Source organism: Janthinobacterium sp. PSPC3-1, from assembly GCF_049896105.1.
In the GTDB taxonomy this organism is placed as follows: domain Bacteria; phylum Pseudomonadota; class Gammaproteobacteria; order Burkholderiales; family Burkholderiaceae_D; genus Janthinobacterium.
In genome coordinates this window covers 29,080-46,916 of the sequence record NZ_JAFCTQ010000038.1, presented here as the reverse complement: position 1 = coordinate 46,916, position 17,837 = coordinate 29,080, and the positions used below count along the sequence as shown (strand labels likewise).

Annotated in this window: 19 protein-coding genes and 1 pseudogene; 11 read left to right on the top strand and 9 right to left on the bottom strand. The window is 61.2% G+C overall.

Annotation, left to right across the window (positions count from 1 at the left end):
* Nucleotides 1-59 precede the first annotated feature (59 nt).
* Together ACP7B7_RS26500 and ACP7B7_RS26495 are read right to left on the bottom strand one after the other, a co-directional pair.
* Entirely contained in the window at nt 60-239 is a 180-nt protein-coding gene (locus ACP7B7_RS26500) for an ATP-binding protein (RefSeq protein ID WP_426078683.1), read from the bottom strand.
* Nucleotides 232-861 (bottom strand): annotated as a pseudogene (locus tag ACP7B7_RS26495) (Mu transposase domain-containing protein); the annotation flags it as partial. The gene ACP7B7_RS26500 and the pseudogene ACP7B7_RS26495, both read right to left, overlap by 8 nt.
* Before the next feature lie 31 nt (nt 862-892).
* On the opposite strand from ACP7B7_RS26495, the gene ACP7B7_RS26490 reads away from it, so the two are divergent.
* Nucleotides 893-1,159 (top strand): DUF4113 domain-containing protein, encoded by a 267-nt coding sequence (locus ACP7B7_RS26490; RefSeq protein ID WP_426078682.1) that lies wholly within the window; start codon nt 893-895, stop codon nt 1,157-1,159.
* A gap of 272 nt (nt 1,160-1,431) precedes the next feature.
* Here the strand turns inward: ACP7B7_RS26490 and ACP7B7_RS26485 are convergent, their stop codons facing one another.
* From ACP7B7_RS26485 to ACP7B7_RS26465, 5 genes are all read right to left on the bottom strand, one after another.
* Complete coding sequence (locus ACP7B7_RS26485) at nt 1,432-1,686, bottom strand: hypothetical protein (protein WP_426078681.1); 255 nt, start codon at nt 1,684-1,686, stop codon at nt 1,432-1,434.
* A gap of 26 nt (nt 1,687-1,712) precedes the next feature.
* Nucleotides 1,713-1,988 (bottom strand): hypothetical protein, encoded by a 276-nt coding sequence (locus ACP7B7_RS26480; protein ID WP_426078680.1) that lies wholly within the window; start codon nt 1,986-1,988, stop codon nt 1,713-1,715.
* A gap of 434 nt (nt 1,989-2,422) precedes the next feature.
* Nucleotides 2,423-2,677, bottom strand: coding sequence for a hypothetical protein (locus ACP7B7_RS26475; protein ID WP_426078679.1), 255 nt, complete (start codon nt 2,675-2,677; stop codon nt 2,423-2,425).
* Nucleotides 2,678-2,722: 45 nt separating this feature from the next.
* Entirely contained in the window at nt 2,723-3,001 is a 279-nt protein-coding gene (locus ACP7B7_RS26470) for a hypothetical protein (protein ID WP_426078678.1), read from the bottom strand.
* 11 nt (nt 3,002-3,012) lie between these two features.
* Nucleotides 3,013-3,252, bottom strand: a complete 240-nt coding sequence (locus ACP7B7_RS26465) for a hypothetical protein (protein ID WP_426078677.1) — start codon at nt 3,250-3,252, stop codon at nt 3,013-3,015.
* On the opposite strand from ACP7B7_RS26465, the gene ACP7B7_RS26460 reads away from it, so the two are divergent.
* Nucleotides 3,247-3,645: a hypothetical protein gene (locus ACP7B7_RS26460; RefSeq protein ID WP_426078676.1), complete on the top strand. Its 399-nt coding sequence runs from the start codon at nt 3,247-3,249 to the stop codon at nt 3,643-3,645. The two genes, ACP7B7_RS26465 and ACP7B7_RS26460, sit on opposite strands and share 6 nt — an antisense overlap.
* 172 nt (nt 3,646-3,817) lie before the next feature.
* On the opposite strand, the gene ACP7B7_RS26455 is transcribed toward ACP7B7_RS26460, so the two are convergent.
* Both ACP7B7_RS26455 and ACP7B7_RS26450 read right to left on the bottom strand, forming a co-directional pair.
* A complete protein-coding gene (locus ACP7B7_RS26455) occupies nt 3,818-4,324 on the bottom strand; it encodes a TIGR02391 family protein (protein WP_426078675.1) in 507 nt (168 codons plus the stop codon).
* A gap of 250 nt (nt 4,325-4,574) precedes the next feature.
* Nucleotides 4,575-5,378, bottom strand: coding sequence for a hypothetical protein (locus ACP7B7_RS26450; RefSeq protein WP_426078674.1), 804 nt, complete (start codon nt 5,376-5,378; stop codon nt 4,575-4,577).
* A gap of 203 nt (nt 5,379-5,581) precedes the next feature.
* Between ACP7B7_RS26450 and ACP7B7_RS26445 the strand changes: the two genes are divergently transcribed.
* From ACP7B7_RS26445 to ACP7B7_RS26405, 9 genes are all read left to right on the top strand, one after another.
* The gene (locus ACP7B7_RS26445) at nt 5,582-6,361 is read left to right on the top strand and encodes a hypothetical protein (protein WP_426078673.1); all 780 of its coding nucleotides are present in this window, start codon (nt 5,582-5,584) and stop codon (nt 6,359-6,361) included.
* A 474-nt stretch (nt 6,362-6,835) separates the two neighbouring features.
* Nucleotides 6,836-7,216: a hypothetical protein gene (locus ACP7B7_RS26440; protein ID WP_426078672.1), complete on the top strand. Its 381-nt coding sequence runs from the start codon at nt 6,836-6,838 to the stop codon at nt 7,214-7,216.
* Entirely contained in the window at nt 7,213-9,708 is a 2,496-nt protein-coding gene (locus ACP7B7_RS26435) for an Hsp70 family protein (protein ID WP_426078671.1), read from the top strand. Before ACP7B7_RS26440 ends, ACP7B7_RS26435 begins: the two co-directional genes overlap by 4 nt.
* A 3-nt stretch (nt 9,709-9,711) precedes the next feature.
* Entirely contained in the window at nt 9,712-11,133 is a 1,422-nt protein-coding gene (locus tag ACP7B7_RS26430; RefSeq protein ID WP_426078670.1) for an ATP-binding protein, read from the top strand.
* Nucleotides 11,134-11,145: 12 nt separating this feature from the next.
* Entirely contained in the window at nt 11,146-12,456 is a 1,311-nt protein-coding gene (locus ACP7B7_RS26425; RefSeq protein ID WP_426078669.1) for a hypothetical protein, read from the top strand.
* Nucleotides 12,449-14,092, top strand: a complete 1,644-nt coding sequence (locus tag ACP7B7_RS26420) for a hypothetical protein (protein WP_426078668.1) — start codon at nt 12,449-12,451, stop codon at nt 14,090-14,092. The genes ACP7B7_RS26425 and ACP7B7_RS26420 overlap by 8 nt, the downstream gene beginning before the upstream one ends.
* A 170-nt stretch (nt 14,093-14,262) precedes the next feature.
* Nucleotides 14,263-14,586, top strand: coding sequence for an RES domain-containing protein (locus tag ACP7B7_RS26415; RefSeq protein ID WP_426078684.1), 324 nt, complete (start codon nt 14,263-14,265; stop codon nt 14,584-14,586).
* Nucleotides 14,587-14,799: 213 nt separating this feature from the next.
* Nucleotides 14,800-16,215 carry a hypothetical protein gene (locus ACP7B7_RS26410; RefSeq protein ID WP_426078667.1) on the top strand — a complete coding sequence of 472 codons (1,416 nt, stop codon included), beginning with the start codon at nt 14,800-14,802 and terminating at the stop codon, nt 16,213-16,215.
* Between the two features lie 324 nt (nt 16,216-16,539).
* Entirely contained in the window at nt 16,540-17,835 is a 1,296-nt protein-coding gene (locus ACP7B7_RS26405) for a metallophosphoesterase family protein (protein ID WP_426078666.1), read from the top strand.
* The last annotated feature ends 2 nt before the right edge of the window (nt 17,836-17,837 follow it).

Genomic DNA, 17,837 nt, shown 5'->3' with positions numbered 1-17,837 from the left:
GTCATCGTAAAATCCATCGCCCCAGGGCAGATTAGAACTCCAATTGTTGGAGGCGACAACTATTTTGACAGAGGGGGCACCGAGCGCATGGCCCGGTTCGTGTTCTCGGCGCGCAGCAGGTGCTCGATCAGCCACTTGGACGACGCCACGCTGTCTTCCCCCTGCGCCATCAACTCGCCCCAGGCGCTGAGCATTCCGAGCAGGCGCAGATCCTTGAGTTCGGCCGCGACGTCACGCATGATCGACCGCCAGCGCGCCGTCGATGCCGCGCAAACTGTCGTAGCGGCTGGTGTTCGCCACCGGCGCCTCCTTCAACTGCAGGCTCGTCTCCACGCACTCCGGGGGCGGGCTGGCATTCAGTCGCGCCACCACGTTCTCGACATGCTCGGCGCTGAGCACGGCGGACTCGATCACCAGTTCCACCGCCACCAGCACGGCCGCCAACCCCGCCGTCGGCACGGCGGCCAGCACCTGCGCCATGATCTTGTCGCCGCCAGCGTGGCGCAGCAGCCCCTGGCGCAAGCGCAACAAGGGCTCCGGCATGTCGGCGAACGGCGCGCCGTTGCGCAGGGCTCCGGGCTTGCGCTGCACCAGCGGGATGTAGTGCTGCCAGTCGTAGCGGACATGCGCGCGCTCGGTCAGGCGCTCGTGGTTGGCCACTAGGGCGTCGCCCGCCACCACGCCGACCCGGTTCGGATAGAGCCGGGTGCTGACCATCTTGCCGGCCCACTCGCACGGCACCGAGTAGCGATTGCGATGTACCGTCACCAGGCAGGTGCTGGAGACGCGCGCCGGCTTTTCCACGTAGCCGTCGAACGGGGTCGGCATGGGCATCATCTGGTCGCGCTCCTGCTCGAGCATACCGGGAGGGCTTCCGCTACAAGAAAGCTGGGTGCTGCTGCTGGATCTGACGCCCAAGGGCATGCTGCAGGGCGTGCTGTTCGATGAAGCGCGGCCGCGCGATGCGGACGTCAAGGAAATGGCTGCTCTGGATGCCCTGAACGCGCGTTTCGGTCGTGATACGGTGACGCTCGCATCGGCCGGCCTGGCGCCGCGCTGGGCCATGCGATCGGAGAATAAAACGCCGTGCTACACGACACGTTGGAGCGAGCTACCAAAGTCTATGCCGCTTAATATTTGCTTTAGTTCTTTACACTGATCAAGGACTGTTCGCATCTGGTTGGCCTGGGTCGGCCCAGCCAAATTCACGGCTACCTATTCCTGTGTACCGAGGGGGGGCTGCGGCGGCATCCAGCTGCCGGCGCCGACTAGGTGCTGCACCTGGTCAATGCCGCCGAGGCGAACGCAGGCGCCGGCCTGGTGCTCGATCCGCTGGCCAGCGCGATCGCCAGCAGCGCCAGGGCGCCTGCAGCTGGAGGCGCCGGCCTGGTCTTAACGCCAATGCCGCCTCCTAGGCGGCATTGGCGCGACTTAAACGGAATAAACGCGCTCGCTATCCGAAACCCGGTCACTTAGTAATTCTGCTAGCAAAAGCGCTCTATCAAATTTTGCCGCAAACGGCATAACAGCATCAATAACCTCATCAGGATTGTTGCACTGAGTTGGGGAAGCGCCGATCCAAACCACTGGCTCTTCTGCCCCTGCCTCGATCACTTGCGCGAAAAATGTTTCCAAGCTCGAATCCCACCCGACGACAACTTCATCACCAGTTTCATCATTGTCCAATACGCATCTGCTCATATGATATTCCTTTACGCTGTTGCAAGTTTTGGCTGATTGAACAGTTCAAGCACGGATTGTTCGCCAGGTGGCGGATTCAGTGGGCGCAAATCACCCATTTCGGCAAGGATCGGCTTTCCAGTACGCTGTCCAATGGTGTCGGTTTTCTGGCCACAGTGCTGCTCGCCGTGAAGTGTTTTAACAACGATACCGCTGGTGACGGTGGTTTCCATCCCATTCAGCCGTTCATACGGTGCGCGCTGGTTCTGCCATACGTACACGCGCCCAACTTCGTAGAGATTCTTCATGCCGTTGTTTTCCGATCATTAGAAACGGGTTGGTGACAGGTCCCGTACTTCCATCCAGTGGGTAGGCTGGAAACCTTTCGCGCGAGCGAATTCCTAAATGCGGATAAATCGTACGCGCAGCATCACAAATCCTGGAGAATCCTTTGTTAGATTGAAGCTCTCGTGCGAATCCCGGCATATGCCACCCGAACCCCAGAGTACCTCCCTCTGGGTACCGAATTCGTCAATCGCGACCGTGCCGCGAAAACGGTCTACGGCATCACCTGGTCGAAAGTATTCCACGACTGCTAGCATGCCGCCTCGTGTCGATGTTTCGAGCGGTGGTTCGATCCTAATTTCTTTCATAATTTCCTCACCGGCCAACACAGTGCCGGCTATCTCGATGCACCAAGCCGCGTCGTGCGCGGACGTGGGTGCTGCTGTGGGGCGATTTCCTAGACGTCTTCACCGGCCTGCGCGCGCCCCAAGAGGGCCTGCATCCGAAGCACGTTCTTGTGGCAGATTGCGGCCTCGTTATCCGCCTCGTCTGCCCTTTTTTGGAGGACATCCACACCATCATTGTCGCGGGCTTCGACGCCAACCGACTTCAGAATAAGCGCACTATCGCGACGTGCTACAGCGTTGTCGCGCATTTCCTCCCATCCTTCGACATATCGTTTCAGGACTTCGATTCGTTCATTGTCTGCCATATCTTCCTCTTTTCTGTTTGCGCCATTGACGGCGCTGGCTTCCGATTAGTTCTTGTAGTATTCCAGTTTCTTCAGTACCCGCATCGTGTGATGATCCATGGCCAGGGACAGGGCTAAACCGATAGTTCCAAACGTGACCGCAGGCCTCAAGAACCGAAGCAATAATGTTTCCAACGTCTCAAACCGCGTATCCGATTCATACTGCCACATTATATAGTTGAGAATGGCGACCAGGAGAATAACAACGGCCACCGCGCAATAGTGGCCTATGCTGGCTTGCCGTGCAAGCTGCTTCATACGGGTTTTATGTTCGATGGTTAGCATGTTGGCTTCCTTTATGTGGCCGACGCTGCCTTGACCTTGCCCGAAAACGCGATCAAGGCAGCGGCGATGTGCTCGATTTCGGCCAGGGTTGGGCTGGCTGGCACCTTGACGCTGATTGAAGGCTCTGTGTCCACCAGGATCGTCGCGTCGGCGAGCTGCTCGCCCTTACCCCGCAATGAAATCGAAGCGACGACCATGCCGCGTGCATTGCCGGAAGGCTTGTCGAACAACGTGATTTCAATGTGATGCATTCGTTTTCCTGGTTAGTTGTTCATCACGTCGTTCCGGTGGCTTACAGCAGCTTCGACCAAGCGCCACCGCCAGTCCTTGCACTTGAAATCGATATTGGCGATGGCGGCAAAGCGTGGCACACCCATGCCGGTGGCGAAGATACGGCGTTTAAAGTCAATAGTGACGAAGCCGCCCCCAATTTATTGAGGGCGCTCGACACACACGCAATTCCCGTCCGGAAGGTATTCGTGCTTCCAGCCTTCTTGCTGCTCATGGGGCTTGAATTCCTGAGCCTTGCTCGATTTCCCCACTTTATCGCCAACTACCGGCCGGTTCTCGGGCGCGTGAGGCGCTTTTCTCTTATGCCGTTTTCCTCGACCTATCGACGTTTCACGATTAGCCAAGTTATATAGGCCGCAACTGTCACTGGAATAGCTACCGTCCAAAACCCAAAAGTCCATTGGTGTACCCAAGATCCTTCGCCTATATCAGGGAACATCATGGTAGCGAGAATGGCGAGACCAGAAATCAATACAATCGGTACAAGTAAGTACTTCATTTTCTCTCCTCCTATCTGTTGTTTTCCTAGATGATGGCCCTGTCGAGCCTGCGATGGATAAGAGATGCCATCGATAGCAAATCTTCGGCGCCATCCTCAGACATATTCCAGTGGATGCATGCTTCATGGGCAGTTGTAGTTCTGAGAATCTCTGCGACTCCTCGCAGGAGGTTTGCGAATCCTTTTTGTTCGCTGCGTTCGCTGTCAGTCGACATGGAATTAATCTGAACCAGAGGACATTCTCCAGATAGAGCCTTATCATTAAGCGCAGCACGATCCTCTTTAAGTCCGCTCTTCGATCGCGCTTTGTCCATAACACTGTTAACGGTCTCCAGAACTGCTTGAAAGTAATTGCTTACCAGGAGCTCCTCTTTGCAGAATCTCAGGGCGTCAGCGAGCACGCCTCGTTGCACCAAATCAGCTCGAAGGTCTTCAGCACGAATTCTAGCCTCCGAAATCGTGCGCGCCTCACTTACTTCATGGAGAGCGCCTCCATGATCAATTTCCAACCCTTGGTTCGTTCCAACGGCCATCAAATTCGCTCATCTGCATTCGATGTTTTTCTTGCTGGGCCGGCACCATGCCATCCTCTCAATGCCCCAGCTTTGCTCGCGGTGGGGCAATGGGCGCGGCTGAGCCGGTTTCTTTTATCTGAACTGATCGGCGCGGCTACAACCTGGCAGCGTCCAGTGCCTTGGCTCGAAACCCATTGCACGGGCAATTTGGCATGGACTGCTAGTCGTCGACGATCACCTCTCAGCATTGCCTTTTCTGCCCAATGCTTTATTCCCGAATCCCGTGATTTGCGCCGTTGAGCTCGCGCGGGGAGAGGCCCAGGCCATCGCTCACCATAGGACCGGCTGTCAAGCCGTCTGACGCTGGGGAAAGCATGGTCGGCAGCGTTGTTGCGCCCATCGAACTGCTTGCGTCTGAGCCACTTTGCGCCGATGGCGCCAGCGTTGATGTGGCGATGTTGCCGGCATTGTTCAGCGCGGCGCTTTTCTTCTGCAGCCCGGTCTTCAGTGAGCGCACCACGCCGGCCACGCTACGGACGGTTTTCTTGTAGGTGGATTTTTTAATGTTTAGTTCGCTTTCCGAGATTAGCTCGTCAATCGCCAGCGTTTCCAGCATTGGCATCAACTGATCGACTTTGCCAATCAACTCCAGCATCCGCCGGCCCATTTTCCCCAATACCCGGGTGTCGAGCAGCAGCGGCTTGACGGCGTAAGTTGCGAGCGAATCGATATGGTGCGCGCGCAGTTGCTGTTCCACCCGCACCATCTCGTTGTCGACCAGCTGCATCTTCTCGATGATCAGATCGAACACGTGCTGCTCCACCGCTTCGACTTCTGGATCCGGAAGGGACAGGCGGGCAATCTTCGACACATAGTGCATATGGAGTTGCGTGATATCGAAAAAGCGCAGAAACAGGCGCTTTCCTTCCGGACTGGACAGGCTCATTTTCACCTCCCGTCCCGCCGACTCGACGGGAGAGAGGGTTGCCGGTGCTTGGCGCTGTAGCAATTTTTGGTTCATCTCGCCGTGATCTTGCTTAATAACACTGATCGTGTCATTTGACGGATTCATGTCTTCCTCCCAGCTTTTTTGCTAACGCCGATGGTTTATCATCGGCTATTTTGACCGACATGATTTGACAAAAAGTCGATTTTTTCGCAGCCTTTTCGCGATTTTGCGCTGCGCATCTCCGATTACCATCAAAAGCGTATATGGACATGCTTGCCATGTGATACTTGCTTGTCTACACTGAGCTTCCTCATCAGGAGCTTGCCATGTCTGCCACTGCCAAAAACAAATCGGCTTCAATCTCGATCACATCGAGCGCCGAGCTGTTTGGCCAGCTTGGCAAAATGTTCGCTGATCCCGATCTCACCTGGCAGACTCAGAAAATCCGCGCGCTCCTCGGCAAGTCGGTACTGCAGATGCGGGATCAAATCAGCGGCGCCGAAATGGAGGTATTGCGCAAAGTGGTGCGGGAGCTGGCCAAGCAGATCGAGCGCCTCGTTCCGGTGCAGGATAGCTCTGTGGCCTCGACACCCGACATTGATGCCGATGCATGGCGGCGCGCGCAGCATGATGATGCCGTGGGGCAGCACGTGCTCGATGCCGCCGCGCGGCGCAAGCCAATGGCGATGTCGACGCGTCAATCCATTCGCGCGGGTGACGGTGCCGTCGCGCAGGCTGAAACAGCGGCGGCTGCCACCACTGCGGCGGCACGCATCGCAAAAGGTGAGCTGATCAGCTCCGGGGAGCTGCAGCGTGCATTGGACGTGAAGCGCCAGGCCATCAGCAACGCCGTTAAGACGAAGCGACTATTCGCCATCGTCGGGCCTTCCGGCGACAACTATTATCCAGCGTACTTTGCGGACGAGAGGCTTGACCGGCGCAAGCTGGAGCAGGTTGCAAAAGCGCTCGGTTCCCTGCCCGCACCGTCGAAACACCATTTCTTCACATCGAAGTCGAGCATGCTGGGTGAGACACCCTTGCAGGCGCTGCGCAAGGGACGCGAAGCGGACGTGCTGGCGGCGGCCGCCGGCTTTGCGGAGCGCTGAGCATGGCGGGGACCGTACCCCTATAGTCGCCGCCCGCCGGTATCGACTGCCGCATGCTGCGGATCGGTAAGCGTGGCCCCAGCCTTGCAATTACCCATAATTTCTGTTGTTAACTTTTTTCATGATGATTCCGATGACGATCAAATGACGAAGCAAAGGGCTCCGAGGGAGCCCAACATGGTACTTGGCGGCATCACACCAAAACAGAAGCTTGCCTTGGCCGCTTAACCTCTACTTTTAGCGCGCTCTAAAAAATGGGAGGATTACCGGACCGCTTGCAAAGTCGCATAGCAAAAACTTTCTTTAATTCCATGCAACTTGCTGGATTTCAAACTCACCATAAGTCATAATGGCCCGTATCATTTATAACAACATGGCTTGGGATTTCGGGACGACGGATAAATCGGCCGTCCGATTCCTTCGCGCATGGCGGGCGTCCGCCATGCGAGCCTTCACCAAAACCTAGGACGCGGAATGCAACACTCGACCAGCGTTTCGGCGATCGGCGCCGAGCGCGCGGCTTTGATCGACCTCTCGATCGAAGGATGGCGCTTCGCGCGCGCATTTGGCCGCATGATCTCCAAGCTCGACGCCGGCGACGCCCCGCGCCACGCCAACCAGGCGCGCTACTTCCTCAAGAAGATCGACGATGGCTTGGAAACCTTCGGACTGCGCATCGTGAGCCTGGAAGGCCAGCCTTACGATCCCGGCATGGCGGTCTCCGCCCTCAACATCGCCGACTTCGGCCCCGACGACGTCCTCATCATCGATCAGACGGTCGAGCCCATAGTGATGGGCCCCGATGGGCTCGTCCGCGGCGGAACCGTCATGCTCGCGAAAGTATCCCAACCATGAAAAATTACATCGGAATCGATCTCGGCACCACCAACAGCGCGGTGAGCGCCTACGATGGCGATGCCGTGCGGCTGTTTAAAAGTCCCGACCAGAACGATGTGACCCCTTCGGCAATCTTCATCGACCGGCGCGGGAACAAATACGTCGGCAAACGCGCTTACGACAACGCCGCCCGGAATCCCGACAACGCGGCGACCCTGTTCAAACGGTTGATGGGGACGAGCACGCCGGTGAGGCTGCCCGCGGTAGACCTCACCATGACTCCGGAGGAGTGCAGCGCAGAGATCCTGCGCGCCCTCTTCGGCTACCTGCCCGAGGAGATTCGCAACGCGCCGGACACAGGCACGGTCATCACCGTTCCGGCCGCGTTCAACCAAATGCAAAAGGACGCCACCATGGCCGCCGCCGAGATGGCTGGGTTGGGCAAGGTCGCGCTGATGCAAGAGCCCGTCGCCGCCGTCATGAGCGTGATGCGCCATCGCAAGGGCGACGGCATGTTCCTGGTGTACGACCTGGGCGGCGGCACGCTCGACATCGCCATCGCCGAGAGCATCAATGGCCGGGTCAGCCTACTGGCCCACGGCGGCATCGCCATGTGCGGGGGCCGCGACTTTGACCGGCTCCTGCTCGACAACGTGGTCAAGCCTTGGCTGATGAAGAACTTCGACCTGCCCGAGGACTTCTCGTCCGACAAGCGCTACGCCACGCTGCGCCACATGGCGACGTGGGCCGCGGAGAAGGCCAAGATCGATTTGTCGTCGAGCGACGAGGCTGTCGTCACGCTCGACGACAGCGAGGTCCGCGTCCAAGACGAGTCCGGGGCGGACATCTACCTCGACATCTCCATCACCCGAGCCGCCTTCGACGAGTTGATCGCCTCGAAGCTCCAGGAGTCGATCGCTTCAGCGCGCGAGACCATGGAGAAGGCCGGCCTAAGTTCCCACGACATCGGCCGAGTCGTCTTCGTCGGCGGACCGACGCAATACAAGCCCCTGCGCGACAAGGTAGCCTTCGAGCTGGGAATCGCCGCCTCGACCGACGTCAATCCCATGACGGCGGTCGCCGAGGGTGCCGCCGTCTTCGCCGAGTCGATCGACTGGTCCAGCCAAAACCGCGGCCGAAAGAGCGGGCGCGGGGCCCTGGCCGCCGGCGGCGCGTTGGACGTCTCATTCAACTACCAGGCGCGCACGCCAGACGCCAAGGCGAAGGTGGTGGCCAAGGTGGGCGGCCAAGTGGCCGACGGCGCGGCCTTCCAGGTCGACAGCTTGGACACCGGCTGGTCCTCGGGCAAGGCGCCGCTCAAAGACGGGGCCGTCGTCGAGGTGGCGCTGTCCAAGCCCGGCGAGAACTTGTTCAAGGTGTTCGTGTTCGACGTTGCCGGCGGCCCGGTCGCGCTCGCCCAGGACAGGATCTCCATCTCCCGCACCGCCGCGCAGATCGACGCCATTCCGGCCTCGCACTCGGTCGGGATCGAGGCGTTGGAGAAGATCGGCGGCCGCTTGGTCATTGACCACCTGGCGCGCGAAGGCGACCAGCTTCCCAAAAAGGGCAAGAAGACGTTCAAGGCCGGCGAGTCGCTGCGCGCCGGCGCACCGGGCTCGCTCAAATTCAAGCTGTGGGAGGGCGGCATCGAGGATCCGGTGTCGGACAACCGCTTCATCGGCATGTTCGAGATCCGCGGCAGCGACATCTCAGAGGGCGCGATCGCCAAGGGCGCCGAACTTATCTGCGAATACGAAGTGCTCGACTCGGGCAACATCGTGCTGGATGTATCCGTCCCGTCGATCGGCGGAAGCTTCAACAGCGGGCGCAACTTCTACTCGCGCCAAGAGGGCCAGATCGACTACACCAAGGCCTCCAAGCGCATCGAGGAGGAGGCCGGCCGCGTCGCCTCCCGCCTCGACGAGATCGAATCCAAAGTCAACGACCCGCGCTTGGGCCAAGCGCGCGAGCGCTTGGAGCGCGCTGCCGCGTCCAATGGGCGCGGCGGAGATCCCGAGGCCGCTAAGCAGTCGATGGACGACGTCCAAGAGGCCAAGAAGCTGCTGGCCCAAGCCCGCAAGGGCAACCTCAAGGCTATCCGCCAGCTCGAGCTCGACCGCTGCGTCGAGTTCTTCGACACGCGCGTCCGCCAATTCGCCAAGCCCGCCGAGGCCTCCGCCTTCGGCAATCTCGCGAAGACCGCGCTGCGCGTGATCGAAAACAAAGGCGGCGACTTCGAGTCCCATCTCGACGAGCTCCGCGGAAAGAATTTCTTGATCCTGTGGCGGCAAGACTGGTTCGTGATCGACCGCTTCAAATGGCTGGCCGACGACTCCTTCCTGTTCGCCGACGCGGCCGAGCACGCCGAGCTTTGCAAGATCGGGCGGCAAGCCCTTGAAGCCAACGACATCGACAAGCTTCGACAGGTCGTCGCGCAAATGGACTCGGTCCGCGTCGGCGCCGCCGGCGAGGACGAGATGGTCGCCGGCTCGAACATCGTGGTGGGTTGAGCCATGGCGACTGAGAACTGGCTTCCCATCGGGTTCGAGCTTCCCGATGGCGCCCATTGCGGCAAGGCGTCGCGCGGCGGCGCGGATTGGCAAATCATCGAGACCGTCGGCGGCGGAAGCGCCTTGCTCGCGCGCGCGCACCTCGCCGGGCGATGGGCCGAATCGGGCTTGCTCGAGGAGCGCGAGCTGTCGCCTTTTTCCTTTGGCGCGGCGGCGTTTTGCGAAGTCTCTTGCGGTCCCGGCCAGATGCTGGCGCCTGCGCTCGACTCCCGCTCGCCCCTGACCGAAAGCGAAGCGCTGGCCTTCGCCCTGGCCTTTCGCGCCACCCGCGCGATCGACGGCCTCAGTCCGCTAAACGACGCCATTTACGTCGAGAAACTCAGCCGCCTGCTGCCCACCTACTCGGCCCAGCCCAGCGTCGACGACGGCGTGGTCTTCGGCACTTGGCTCACGGGCGGCGCGCCGGTGTCGGCCGAGTCGTTCCGCCAGCTGCGCGGCATGCTTTCGTGGATGGGCGCGGAGCAGCTGCGCGGCGTGGTGGCTGCGGCGGGATTTTCAGTCAAGGAGCTGTCGGGCGCGAGCTCCGACGACAGGGCGTCGGCCGCGCGGCCTGGCGCCGCCGCTCGGGACGCGGACGGACTCGACTCGGGGCAGCCATTCAAGCTGCCCGGCCGGCCGGAATTGGAGTCGTTCTTCAACGAGCATGTCGTCGACATCGTGCTCAACAAGCCGCGCTACCAAGCGCTCGGCGTCGAATTTCCCGGCGCCGTGGTGCTGCACGGCCCGCCTGGCTGCGGCAAGACGTTCGCGGTCGAGTGCCTGGTCGACTATCTGGGCTGGCCAAGCTTCCAGATCAACGCGTCAAGCGTCGCCAGCCCCTACATCCACGAGACGAGCAAAAAGGTCGCCGACATGTTCGAGAAGGCGATGCATAACACGCCGTCGGTCCTGGTCATCGACGAGATGGAGGCCTTCTTGGCCGACAGGGGCATGGGCGGCGGTGGAAGCCATCATCGCGTCGAGGAGGTCGCGGAGTTCCTGCGCCGCATCCCCGAGGCGGCCGCCAACGAAGTATTGATCGTCGCGATGACAAACCGCATCGAGATGATCGACTCGGCGATCATGAGGCGCGGGCGCTTCGACCACGTGATGAAAGTGGACTACGCGAGCGCCGAGGAGGTGCTCGCCTTGCTCGGAAAACTGCTGGAGAAGCTTCCCCAAGACGGGACGGTCGACCCGGCCCCGTTGGCCGAGGAGCTCGCCGGCCGCCCGTTGTCGGACGTCGCGTTCATGGTCCGCGAAGGCGCCCGGTTGGCCGCGAAGAGCGGGGCGGACAAGCTGGGGCAAGCCCATCTGCTCGCGGCGATGGACGACGCTCCGTCGAGAACCGGCGACGAGCCGGCTCGCCGCATCGGCTTTGTTTGATCGGAGCTCGCCATGACAGATTCAGAACCGGGCAAAAACAGCGCGAAGGGATTTGCGGGGCTGGCGTCGAGGGTCTCGGATGTCTCCGAGGATTCGGCACCGGCCGCCAAGGCGCCGCAATCCGCGCCGCCGACGCCTCCGTCGACCGACTCGGCCGCTCCGCAGCCCGCCCACGCCGAACAACCAGCAAGGGGATTCGCCGGGTTGTCGTCGAAGGTGTCCGACGTCTCCGAGGACGCCGTCGACGCGCCGCAAGCCGTCCCGCCAGCGCCGCAGGCCACCGCCCCGCGCCCTACGCAATCCACCCAGAAGCCGGCCCGAGTCAAATCGCCCCCCGCTTCAAAGTCCGGCAAAACCGGTTGGGCATGGGTCGTCGCCTGCGTCGCGGTGTTCGTCATCTGGGTGGCTAACTCCGGCTCAGGAAACAACAGCCAACCGCCAGTCCCGAGCGACGCTGCCACGCCCGCCGCGCCCACGATTTCAGCCGGTGCCGGGATGGAGGGCGCCGCTGCGGCGGCATCAGATGAGCGAATGCCTCCCGTGGGGCGCAACAATGTTTTGAGCATCCCTGAGATCCGCTGGTGCAAGCGCGAAAAGATACGGATCGACGCGATCGAAGACGTCATGAACCCCGCCGTCGAATTGGAGGTTGGCGCGTTCAATGCCAAGGTCGACGATTACAACAGTCGATGCGCCGAGTTCAGGTATCGTCGGGGCCAAGTCGAGCAGGTCGACCGTGAGCTGGCGGCCCAACGTGAGTCGATCACGGCCGCGTCGCAAAGCCAATGGTATCAGGCGTGGGCGGGGGCCTCGGACGGTTCTGCCTCGGGTCCGGCCTCCGCTGAGCGAGCAGGTGAGCAGCAGGGCGCCATCGGCAGCGCTTGGGGCGCGACACCTGAGCAAGGCGCCGCGCGAACGGACCTCAGCCAAGACGAGCAAGAGTCCATCGACAGCGCCTGCGGGGGGCAAAAGACCCTTTACGGCCAAGCCGCTTACGACAATTGCGTTTCGAAAAAGATCTCCGCCCTCAAAACCGGCCCACGCCACGTCGATCTGACCGCGCTGAGCGTGGCGGAGCGCGAGTCGATCGAAAGCGCGTGCGGTGGGCAGCGAACTCTCGAAGGCCCCGCCGCATACAACCGATGCCTGTCGACTCAGCTCGTGTCGCTCAAGGCTGGGCCGCGCGACATCGACTTGTCGAGCTTGAGCGAAGTGTGGCGCGAATCGATCGAAAACGCCTGCTCCGGACAAAAACTCTTGGAAGGACCGGCCGCATACAACAGATGCTTGACGCAAAAATTGGGACGACTGAGAAATGAGTAAGACCACTTCGCTCCACGCGAACCCCTTCCACGTGCTCGGAGTCACCACCAGGGACGACCGTCGCAAGATTGTCGACATGGCCGAAGAGCGCGCGCTGATCTTCGATCACGACCTGTGCCAAAAAGCGCGGTCCGATTTGACCAACCCAAGGACCAGGCTTTCCGCCGAGATGTCCTGGATGCCTGGCGTGGCGCCGCGCGTCGCCGAAAAACTGGCGTCCGCTTTGCTGGCGGATTCGACGCCCTTTCGATCCGAGCAGAGCGTTCCCGAGCTTGCCAGGGCTAACCTGATGGCGGCCGCCCTCGAGCTGGGTCGGGACGACGAGACGGCGGACGACATCTCGGAATCCATCCGGGCTTTCGCGTGGGTCGTCGAGGGGATCGACGCCGACGATGTGTTGAGGGACGTCAACGAGGACCGCGCGATCTCCGGATTCCCGGAAATCAACGCGGTCGGCCTGATCGAGGAGGAGCTTGGGGAGCGCCGCAAGGCGTATCGCGCCGTGTTGAGGAACTTGCTCAATTCGATGGATTCCGACAAGCTTGTCGAAACGATGACGGACGTGGTCTCGGTGACGACCAACGATGGCGACGAGCAGGGGCCGGCGCTAGTCGACGACTTGGCGGACGCCTACGAGCTCGAGACGCAGGGTTTCCTCCAGCAAGAGGCCGACAACATCGCCATCTTGATCGACAGCGTCAGGATGGCGGCGCCGCAGGGGCAATCGGCCGTCGCGCCGATCATGGACAGACTCGAGCGGGTCGCGCGCAACTGGGACCGCGTCGCCCAGCCGATCCAATTGAGCGCCAAGTCGCGCGGGCTGCAGCACCGCCAAAGCAGGGACGTGGCCTACGAATTGCGCAGCCTCGGCGTCGACCTCCACAACGACCACGGCATGCTGGATCAAGCCCATCGAATGACTGTTCTGCTGCAGGAACTCTTCGCGGAGCTGCCCGAGGTCGTGGAGAGATTGGAAGGGGACGCGGAGGCCATCGCGGAGCTTCGAAGCCAGGCCCTGGCGGAGGAGAAAAATCAAGCGCAATGGGCTCGCAGCATCGCGTTCCGGGCCGAAGTCGGCGTCATGTTCAAAGACGAGCTCGCGGTCGGCCCCGACGGCATCCGGTGGAAGGGCAATGCTTACGCGCTCGACTCGATCACGAGAGTCCGTTGGGGCGGAGTGCGCAATTCGATCAACGGCATCCCGACCGGGACGAACTACACGGTGGCCTTTGGAGACGCCCATGAGCAGCACGTCGTCGAGCTGCGCAAGGAGGCCACCTACTCGGGATTTATCGACGCGCTCTGGAAAGCGGTTTGCGTGCCGCTCATGGTCAGAATGATTGAGCACCTGGCGTCGGGTCGGAGCTTGAATTTCGGCGACATCGAAGTTGTGGACGACGCCGTGACCCTCACCAAGCGCCGCCTTTTGTCATCGAACGAGCTCGTTCGGCTAAGCTGGAACGACGTCCACGTCTGGAGCGCCGACGGCAGCTTCGTCATTGGCCACAAAGCCGACAAGAAAACGTATGGTTCCGCGTCCTACATAAAAAACTGGAACACGCACTTGCTCGAGCAGATCATCCGGAGCGGATTCAAGCGCGGCGTGGCCCGGCTCAGCGACACCTTGGAGAACTGACATGGATGCGGAGCCAATGGCGAATCTTCTCGTACGTGACAATGGTGCCGCAGCTGGCCATCAGCTCCTCTAAGTCGCGAAAACTCAGCGCAAACCGGAAGTAGAGCCACACGACATGACTGATGATTTCTGCCGGATAGCGGAAGCCGCGATATGGTAGGGATTTTTTCATCACGCTACTTTACAAAAATTTTCCCGCCGCCCGTAAGTTGACAGTACCCATGGCATTGCTGCGGCTGGGCGGCAATGGCTCGCTCAGCGGGACGTCCGATTACACCTTGCCCCAAGCGTCGGCAACGGCGCTGGTCGCGCACCCGGACCAGATCGATGGTGTTCTGTATATGTCCCGCCGTATCAATGACGCGCTGGCGGTAGTGTTGTTTGAGCGAGATCCTGCCGCTAGCCCGCCGATTCGGATGGACAAGTTCGTTCCGCTGGTGCATCACCGAGACTACCTTCCAGCAATTCAGGCGCTCGGTGTCAGCTTGAGCTGATACCGACTGGCGGTGCCGCCAGGGCGCCACGACGATTGGCCGGTCTGGAGATCTTCACCAGGAAGTTCATCCTGCCAGGCGTGTGGCGGTGCGGTTCTGGTATCGGGTGAAGCTCGTTCTCGGGCCGGCTGAGCGGCGGCGGACGACTTGACCCGCGCGGGTCGTGCGCGATCCTAAAACAACGCAGCGAGCGTTTTTTATGAGGAGCAGATCATGAGCGAAAGTCATGTTGCCACACGTGGCCAGATTGCGGTTCCGGTGACGGTCCTGGGCGGGCGGCCCATGCGTATTCCCACGGCAGGCAAGATCCACGCCGGCATCCAAGTCCTTACTGCGGCGGCGGCCAGCAACCCCGAAATTGCCGCCATCTATCAGCAAGGGGTGCGCGACAATATCTCGTTTCAGAAAATCACGCACCTGATTCTGGAACAGTTCCCGCAGGTGAAACGGCCGCTGGTGCCGAAGAACGTACCTTGGTTCACGGTACGGCCGGAAGATTTTCCGAATCGCGAGATCGCCGGCCAGATCATGGCGTTGTATGGCGAGGACCGTGGCGACGGCTTGCATCTGTACCGGTTTCCCGTCATCTTTCCGAGTGATACGTGGCAAATGATCATGCCGCACGAACTGGTGAGCTGGAGCGCGAACGACAAGCGGTACTGGAGCGAATACGCGGCCGATGGCCGCACGCGACATTGCATGACGTTCGCACCTGCCAAAGTCCATGCTGGCAGCCAGCGCGTAGTCCGCACCTTTGGCGGACGCGTGAAGCAGCTGCGCGAGGACAACGGTGGCGTGTGCGATCCAGAATGCTGCCCGCAATTTCAACTGCGCAAATGCAACTTGTCCGGCCGCTTTGTATTCTATCTACCCGGCATTCCATCGCTCGACGCCTTCGAGCTGTCGACCAATAGTTTTTATGCCATGAGCCGAGCAATTGAGCGTTTTCAGGCGATCTCCTTCATGCGTGGTGGAAAAATCGCTGGGTATCTCGACGCCAAGCGCTCGACGTTTTTTATTACCAAGATGCTACGCGACGTATCGCGCATTGACAACGACGGCCGACCCGTGAAAAGTGCGAACTGGATCATTGAACTGGAAGCACCGGTCGACGTGGCGGCCTTACTGGCTGACCAGCACGACGAGCAAATCCTGCGGCAGGCAGATCAGTCGATGCGGGTGCTTGGGGTGCAGCCGCGTGTGGCGGCCGGGGCCCATGCGGGAGACGACTTCACACAATTGGACGCGCCGGTCGGCATGCGCCCGGACAGCGAGGAGCGCTGGTTGGACGGCAGTAACCCTGGCGCGGATCAGGCAAACAATCGCCACGCGTCCGATCCGACTTTAGTATTGCCCGAGGCGCAAGATGATGCCGGCAGCGCTGGCGTGGCAAAGCCCGTCGGTCCACAAACCGATACGTCACCGCCCGATCTGCTGGCGATTTGGCTTCGCGTACAGGAGTGCGGCATCGTTCGCGCCGACTTCGAGCGCTTTGCTACAAAGACCTGGGGGAGTGGCTGGCACCTCAACCCACATGGGCGGCAGCGCGTGGCTGCCGAACTTGTGCGGTTTGCTAATCATCCCGAAGGCCTGCAAGACAAGATCACCGCGGTGCTTCAGCACGGCTAGCAACGAATGGCGCGGCACTTATTTGCTGACCGTGATGCCGGTTGTCGCCACAAGGCTTGCCGCTGTCAGCTTGGCATCAACGCGATCCTGGCCGTTTCGTGCTCCTTGGATCGGCGACATGAACGCGGCAAGTCATTCTCATCCGGTTAGCCAGGCAATGTTACCCAGGTTTGCACCCAACGCGCGCTCTCCCTGCTGTGCCGCAAAAGCTTACAGACAGCGGTAGTCAGCGTCCAGTGCCGGCGTTCCTTGACCGCCTTGTTTGCAAGGGCAATATGGCTTTACTCCCCCCTCCCCAGCCGCATCATCATAAGGAGTCATTCCATGTCCATACGCATCGCCCACGCCTCGGACTTGCATTACGCCGCGCATACGCTGGCGCAAGTCGACCACTGCTTTTCCTTTACCGTTTCCGCCGCCATCGAGCATCAGGTCGCGGCGATGATGATCACGGGAGACGCCACCGATCATGCGCTCGAAGCCCATACGCCGGCGTATGGCGCGCTGGCCGCCAACCTGCGGCGCCTGGCAGATCACTGCCCGGTGCTGCTGTTGCAAGGCACTTTTTCGCATGAACCGCCCGGTACACTCGATGTTTTTCGTTACCTGGGCGGGCGCTATCCCATCCATGTGGCAGACCGCATCGAGCAAGTCGCGCTGACCCGCGATGGCCAATGGATCGCCTCAGTCACGGCGCGCTTCGACGCGCTGCCGCCCAACACCATCTTGCTGTGCTCCTGCGTGCCCAGCGTGAACAAAGGGGCAGTGGCGGCCAGCGTAGGCGCCGCCGGCGCGGGCACGGCAGTCGGTGAGCAGCTGGCGCACCTGCTGGCCGGGTTCGCTCCGATCAACCGCCGCGCGCGCGCCGCTGGCATCCCTACCATCGGTATGTCGCACGGTACGGTGTACGGCTCTCTGACGGAGCACGGCGTGCCGATGGCCGGCTTCGATCACGAATTGACCACCGGAGCGCTGTTTGCCGCCGACGCCAGCGCCTTCCTGCTGGGTCACATCCACAAGCATCAGGCCTGGCTGGCGCAAGAACGCGTGATTGCCTATGCCGGCTCGGTCGCGCGGCTGCACTATGGAGAGCAAGGTGACAAGGGCTTCCTGATGTGGGAAGTGGGCACCAATGGTGCCTGCTGTGAACTGGTGCCGACGCCGGCGCGGCGTACGCTGGAGATCGACTTTCCTGGCCTGCCCGAGATGGCGGCCCTCCAAGCACTGGCCGCGCAGCAGCCGCTGGCCGGCGTCTGGGTGCGGGTGCGCTGGGCCTGTCCGGAAGAAGACCGGCACCAGGTCTGCCGCGCCGAGATGGCACGCCTGTTTGCCGGCGCGGCCGGACTGAAACTGGAGGGGCGCTTGGTTCCCGTGCTGCGCACGCGCGCCAGTGGCATCGCGCAAGCGGCAACGCTGGAGGCGCAGGTTGCTGCCTGGGCGCAGACGGTACAGGCAAGCGTCGCGCCATTGCTCGACACGCTGCATCAGCTGCAGAGCGCCAGTCCTGAAACGCTGGTGGCGCGCATCCTGCAGGACGATGACGCAGCCTGCGGCAAAGCCAGCGCCGACGCCAGCGCGCCCTGCTCGGCCGCAGGCGCGCAAGCGCAGGCGGCCGGTTGACG